Source organism: Vibrio sp. 10N.222.46.A1, assembly GCF_041473595.1.
Classification (GTDB): Bacteria; Pseudomonadota; Gammaproteobacteria; order Enterobacterales; family Vibrionaceae; genus Vibrio; species Vibrio tasmaniensis_A.
Genome location: NZ_JBFRSN010000640.1, coordinates 1 through 7,152, shown reverse-complemented (window position 1 = coordinate 7,152; position 7,152 = coordinate 1). Strand labels below are relative to the sequence as shown.

At 44.0% G+C, this 7,152-nt stretch carries 5 protein-coding genes; all 5 read right to left on the bottom strand.

Annotated features, from left to right (window positions below):
- Positions 1-294 precede the first annotated feature (294 nt).
- Positions 295-1,119 (bottom strand): 4-hydroxy-tetrahydrodipicolinate reductase, encoded by an 825-nt coding sequence (gene dapB / locus AB4496_RS17525; protein WP_020477212.1) that lies wholly within the window; start codon positions 1,117-1,119, stop codon positions 295-297.
- Between the two features lie 92 nt (positions 1,120-1,211).
- Positions 1,212-1,610, bottom strand: a complete 399-nt coding sequence (mutT, locus tag AB4496_RS17520; protein ID WP_009848390.1) for an 8-oxo-dGTP diphosphatase MutT — start codon at positions 1,608-1,610, stop codon at positions 1,212-1,214.
- Between the two features lie 307 nt (positions 1,611-1,917).
- On the bottom strand, positions 1,918-4,644 hold the full coding sequence (secA, locus tag AB4496_RS17515; RefSeq protein WP_009848389.1) for a preprotein translocase subunit SecA: 2,727 nt from the start codon (positions 4,642-4,644) through the stop codon (positions 1,918-1,920).
- Between the two features lie 388 nt (positions 4,645-5,032).
- Positions 5,033-5,950: a UDP-3-O-acyl-N-acetylglucosamine deacetylase gene (gene lpxC, locus AB4496_RS17510; protein WP_009848388.1), complete on the bottom strand. Its 918-nt coding sequence runs from the start codon at positions 5,948-5,950 to the stop codon at positions 5,033-5,035.
- A gap of 96 nt (positions 5,951-6,046) precedes the next feature.
- A partial coding sequence (gene ftsZ, locus AB4496_RS17505; protein ID WP_372131489.1) for a cell division protein FtsZ occupies positions 6,047-7,152 on the bottom strand: 1,106 nt, incomplete at its 5' end.

Genomic DNA, 7,152 nt, shown 5'->3' with positions numbered 1-7,152 from the left:
TTTCATACTCAATTAATAGGAATATTACGATTTTCTAATTTTCACCCGTCATTTTAGCTAACCATAGAGTGCCAAAAATATCAGCGACAAAACGCAATCGATAAATACCAAGAGAAAACATGATAATTTAAAGATCTAAAACAAAAAGCACACTAAAGCCTGCATAAATAGCATAAAAATAGAGGGAAAGTGGCGATAAGAAGAAAGTAGAAGGAAGATCGTAGAAGAGGAATTCTTAAGGAAAAGCCACCAAATAAAGAAAGCGCCGGCAATTGCCAGCGCATAAATATCTATTTACAGATCGTTTAAACCAAGGACGTCTGTCATGGTATAAAAGCCTGCTGGCTTATCATTTAGCCAAACAGCTGCCTTGATTGCGCCATTAGCAAAGGTCATTCTATCCGTGGCTTTATGGGTAATTTCAACGCGCTCACCAATATCAGCAAACATTGCGGTATGCTCGCCAATGATGTCACCGGCACGGATTGTCGCAAAACCAATCTCATCTTTTGTACGCTCGCCCGTAATGCCTTCGCGTGACCATACAGCGACATCGTTTAGCTCATTGCCCATCGCACCAGCGATCGCTTCACCCATGCCGATCGCAGTACCTGACGGCGCATCGACTTTATGACGGTGGTGAGCCTCTACGATTTCAACATCACAGTAATCGCCCATCACTTTAGCGGCCTTCTCTAACAGCTTAAAAACCAAGTTCACGCCAACGCTATAGTTCGGTGCCATTACGATAGCCATTTCTTTTGAAGCCGCATCGATAACCTGCTTTTCTTCTTCAGAGAAACCCGTAGTGCCGATGATCAGTTTTTTACCGTGACGTTTACAAAGTTCAATATTCGCTAATGTGCTTACAGGTGCGGTAAAGTCGACGATCACGTCAAACTGTTCAATCGCTTTCGAAAGGTCATCAACTAGAGCCACATCAAAACGACCTTCACCGCATAACTCGCCGACGTCAACACCGACCAAAGATGATTCTGGACGTTCTGAACCAGCACCAACGCTTGCTTCTGAATTATGGTGAGCGGCTTTCACCAAGTTACGACCCATACGGCCAGCTGCTCCTGCAATTGCAATTCTTACCACTGCGAATATCTCCATTGTTTTGGTTACCGTTGCCACTTATCTCTTGCAGCAACGTTCAATCGATTAATCTCTTTAAACTAACAACAATCTCAAACTCAGGCTAGCAATTACGAAAACTCTTTTATTACTCGCTCTAAAATTGGCACGTTTGCTTCGGGGAAGGCGTATTGACTCAATGATTCAAGATCGACCCATTCACCTTGTTGACCTTCTTTACCATAAGGCTGTTGCTCGAATTCGGTCACAAGGATGAAATCAAACTTAAGTGACTTATCCGTATAGTCAAACTCAAGGTGTTCAAACAAAGTCTGTTCTGTCACCTTAATACCAATCTCTTCATCAAGCTCACGAGTCATTGCTTGTTCGATGGTTTCGCCCGCTTCAACCTTGCCACCTGGAAATTCCCAAAAACCGCCTTTGTGTTTATCGTCTGGGCGCTTAGTGATAAATACCTGTGACTTATCTTGATTGAAGATGATGCCCGCTACAATGTGGATTCTTTTCATATGATGGTGTTCCTTCTATGTCCCTAGCGTCATTCCCTACAATGAGGAACGAATTAGATAGGGAATCTGCTCTCTTGTTAGTTCGAAAGATCCCCGATTCGCTCGTCCCTCACTCTCGATGATGACGCTATCGAAACCTTATTATTTTCACATACAAAAAGAGCCGCCTAAGCGACTCTTTTTATCAATAAGTTTGTGTGAAGCTAAGCTGTGACGTGGTGAGTGCAAGGAGGAGGCACGGAGCTTACGTTAGTAAGTGAGTACCTCCGACACTACAATCATCCGTTACAGCAACGATTCACCAGACTTAGTCTATTTTACCGTGACACTGTTTGTACTTCTTACCACTTCCACATGGACATGGTTCGTTACGACCCACTTTACGCTCATCGCGTACTACCGTTTGTGGAGATGCCGCATCCGCTTCATCGTCAGCTAGCTGGTTTTCAGCCGTTGCATGTTGTGCTTGTGCACGACGCGCCGCTTGTTCAGCTTGAGCTTGACGTTGAGCTTCCATCTTTTCAACTTCTTCTTGTTGCTGAACACGAACTTTAGAAAGGATGGTCACAACGTCTGTTTTCAGTACATCTAGTAGGCCTTCAAACAGTTCAAACGACTCGCGCTTATACTCTTGTTTCGGGTTCTTCTGAGCATAACCACGTAAGTGGATACCTTGACGAAGGTGATCCATCGCAGCCAAGTGCTCTTTCCAAAGGCCGTCTAGCGTTTGTAGCATCACAGACTTCTCGAAGTTACGCAGTACTTGAGCACCAACCACTTCTTCTTTCTGTTTGTAAGAATCAACCGCCATACCAAGAATGCGCTCACGCAATGCTTCTTCATAAAGCTTGTCGTCTTCGTCTAACCAACCTTGAATGTCAAAGTCTAGATCGAAGTCATTCTTCAGACGATCTTGCAGACCCGCAATATCCCACATATCTTCAAGAGACTGAGGAGCGATGTATTCATCAATAACTGACGCCAGTACATCTTCACGGTTGTGTTCGATCATTTCACTGATGTCATCTGAACTCATCAGTTCATCACGTAGCTCATAAACAACCTTACGTTGGTCATTGGCTACATCATCGTACTCAAGAAGCTGCTTACGGATGTCGAAGTTACGACCTTCCACTTTACGTTGTGCTTTTTCAATTGAGCGAGACAGCATCTTAGATTCAATCGCTTCGCCTTCGTCCATACCACTTTGGATAAGACCAGCCATACGATCAGACGTAAATATACGTAGTAGAGAATCTTCCATTGATAGGTAGAAACGAGAAGAACCCGCATCACCTTGACGACCAGAACGACCACGTAGCTGGTTATCGATACGGCGAGATTCATGACGCTCAGTACCAATGATGTGCAGACCACCTGACTCAAGTACTTTATCGTGAATGATTCTCCAATCAGCTTTGATCTTCTCGATCTGCTCTTTGGTTGGGTTCTCTATCTTCTCAAGTTGTGCCTGCCAGCTACCACCTAGCACGATATCGGTACCACGACCGGCCATGTTAGTTGCGATAGTTACCGCACCAGGCATACCAGCTTGTGCAACGATCTCAGCTTCCATTTCATGAAACTTAGCATTTAGAACGTTGTGCTTAATTTTTGATTTTTTCAATGCGTTAGACAGCAGTTCAGATTTCTCGATAGAAACTGTACCAACCAGTGATGGCTGACCAGCCGCTACACGGTCTTTGATGTCTTCAATGATCGCATTGAACTTGTCTTCTTCAGTACGATAAACCACATCTGGCATATCGTTACGAACCATAGGCTTGTTGGTTGGGATAACCACCGTTTCTAGGCCGTAGATAGACTGGAATTCGAACGCTTCTGTATCAGCAGTACCTGTCATACCTGACAGTTTTTCATACAGACGGAAGAAATTCTGGAATGTGATCGATGCTAATGTTTGGTTTTCATTTTGAATCTTCACACCTTCTTTAGCTTCAACAGCTTGGTGTAAACCTTCAGACCAACGACGACCTGGCATAGTACGACCAGTATGTTCATCAACGATAACCACTTCGCCTTCTTCAGTAACGATGTAGTCGACGTTTTTCTCAAACAATACGTGTGCACGAAGCGCAGCATTCACATGGTGCAATAGGCTGATATTGGTTGGAGAGTAAAGTGTGTCACCCTCTTCCATCAAGCCGTTTTTGACCATTAGTTCTTCTACAAACTCTTGACCGTTTTCAGTCAGGTGAACCTGTTTTGATTTTTCGTCCATGGTGTAGTGACCTTCACCACGGTACTCTTCTGAATCTTCTTTATCTTGACGCTCTAGAGAAGGAATTAGAGTGTTAATGCGCGTATAAAGGTCAGAACTATCTTCAGCGGGGCCAGAGATAATTAACGGAGTACGAGCTTCATCAATTAAGATTGAGTCAACCTCATCGACTACAGCAAAGAAGCGCTCACGTTGAACTCGGTCTTCAGCACGGAAAGCCATGTTGTCACGAAGGTAATCAAAACCAAACTCGTTGTTTGTTCCGTATAGGATGTCAGCTTGGTACGCTTCTTTTTTCTCTGGCGGAGCCATGTTTGCCACATTCACGCCAACAGTCATGCCAAGGAATTCAAATAATGGGCGGTTTGTTTCCGCATCACGCTTCGCTAGGTAATCGTTCACCGTTATTACGTGAACACCTTTGCTTGGTAGCGCGTTTAGATAAGCTGGTAGGGTTGCGGTAAGTGTCTTACCTTCACCAGTACGCATCTCTGCAATTTGGCCAGCATTTAGAACCATGCCACCAATCATTTGCACGTCAAAGTGACGCATGCCGTAAACACGCTTCGACGCTTCACGTACCGTAGCGAATGCTTCAGGTAGAAGTTGATCTAACGATTCACCTTTATCTAAGCGCTCACGAAACTCAACCGTTTTTGCTTTTAGTTCATCGTCTGAAAGAGCTTCAAACGTTGGTTCGAAGTTATTAATTTCTTTTACAATTTTTCTAAGGCGGCGCAGTGTTCTGTCATTGCGACTGCCAATTACCTTTGTCAGCAGCTTAGTAATCATGTGCTTGGAATCTCTTCGTTCTCAGATCGTCCGCGATCTATTTTAAATGCCGTCAGTCTCTACTAGCTATAAACTAGTCTTTAGTTACTAACCAAGGATACTGAGATAAATCTAGTATCTTTGATATTGTACTTGAGAGTAGAGTTTTCAAGGCTTCAGTTAAAATTAATGCCCTCTAGTGTAAGTAATTTTCACACCAACGACCATTTATAACCCCATTTGTTTGATGTGCTTGGTACTTTTCTTTCTAATTGTTGATGGATTAGCCAGACTGTAGCCAAATACTAGGCAACTTTTAAATACTGACGACACTGTATCTGGAAAATAGATACAAAAAAACCAGGTCAATGACCTGGTTTTCAAAATCTTATATTGTCGTAAACAACAATTACGCTAGAACCATTCCTGGTTCAGCAAACGCAACAGGAGAGCCAACCTCTTCTTCGAATGTTGCCCATTCCCAAGCTTCTGCATCAGCAAGTACTGCGCGTAGTAGTTGATTATTTAGGCCGTGACCTGATTTGTATGCTCGGAACTCACCGATAATAGCGTGTCCACACATGTAAAGGTCACCAATCGCATCTAGCACTTTATGCGTTACGAACTCGTTTTCGAAACGTAGACCTTCTTCATTAAGAATTCGGTATTCGTCTAGTACGATTGCGCAATCAAAGCTACCACCCAAACACAAGTTTTGTGATTGTAGGTATTCAATATCACGCATGAAGCCGAAGGTACGAGCACGAGAAATTTCTTTCACAAAGCCTTGTGAAGAAAAATCAAACAACAGGTGCTGTTCATCAGATTCAATTGCTGGATGGTTGAATTCGATTTCGAAGTCCATACGGAAGCCGTTAAATGGCACAAACTCTGCCCACTTATCGCCATCTTCAAAACGGATTGGCTTTTTGATTCGAATAAAACGTTTCGCTGCATTCAGTGTTTCTACACCCGCTTGCTGTAGCAAGTATACGAATGGGCTTGCGCTACCATCCATAATTGGGATCTCTGGTGCATCGACTTCAACAATAATGTTGTCGATACCCATACCCGCTAGAGCTGCATTAAGGTGTTCCACTGTAGAGATACGTACGCCTTCGTCATTAACAAGAGCAGTACATAACATAGTGTCACGAACTGACGCTGGATCAGCTGGGAAATCTACAGGTGGATTTACATCTGTACGACGATAAACAATACCTGTATTTGCAGCTGCCGGGCGAAGAGTAAGTGTGACTTTACGACCAGAGTGGAGACCCACACCAGTTGTTTTCACAATTTCTTTCAGAGTACGTTGTCTGATCATCTGCTTGCCTCGTTATCAGTGCTACAAATCACGGTCAGTATTTACCGACCGCGAATTTTACCATTAATTCGACGATAGTCAAACTTTGGGTATTTGTTAATCAGCCTGACGTCGTAAGAATGCCGGAATATCTAAGTATCCACTCTCTTTCTCAGCTTTAGGTGCTGCACTTTGGCTAGCGCCTGTACCTGAAGAAACAGGTGACGTTGTTGGCTGCGGCTTAACTTGAGGTTTTACCTCAGTTTTTTCTTGCAATGGTTGTGCCACTTTATCTTCCACTTTTGGTGCAGTTTGAGCCGCGACCTGTGGTTGAGGAGTTGGTGCAACCTTAGCTTTACCACCAGCAACTAATGTAATGTCTGGTTTTTTCTCTGTGCCGATACCTGTTGCTACAACAGTTACACGGATTTCATCCGTCATATCAGGGTCTAGAGAAGTACCAATCACAACTGTTGCGTTATCAGATGCGAATGCCTTAACTGTATTACCTACTGTTTCGAATTCATCTAAGCGCATATCTAGGCCTGCTGTGATATTCACAAGAACGCCACGAGCGCCAGCTAGGTCGATGTCTTCTAGTAGTGGGCTAGAAATTGCCGTTTCAGCAGCTTCTTCAGCACGGTCTTCGCCTTTTGCGATACCGCTACCCATCATTGCATGACCCATCTCTGACATTACGGTGCGAACATCCGCGAAATCGACGTTAATCATACCTGGGCGAGTAATTAGCTCAGCGATACCTTGTACAGCATTTTTAAGTACATCATTTGCACTTGCGAAAGCTTCTAGCAGAGTGACGCCGCGGCCAAGTACCTTAAGTAGCTTTTCATTTGGAATCGTAATTAAAGAATCCACATGCTTAGAAAGCTCTTCGATACCTTGCTCAGCAAACGCTAAACGTTTTTTGCCTTCGAAGCTAAATGGCTTAGTTACAACAGCAACCGTTAGCACACCCAGCTCTTTCGCAACTTCAGCAATAACTGGAGCAGCACCTGTACCCGTACCACCGCCCATACCAGCTGCGATAAATACCATATCGGCGCCAGTTAGAACTTCTTTAATTCTTTCTCGATCTTCGAGAGCTGCATCACGGCCTACTTGTGGGTTTGCACCAGCGCCCAAACCTTTAGTGATATCACCACCAATTTGGATCACGCTGCTAACGCTTGTTTTACGAAGTGCTTGTGCATCAGTGTTAACAC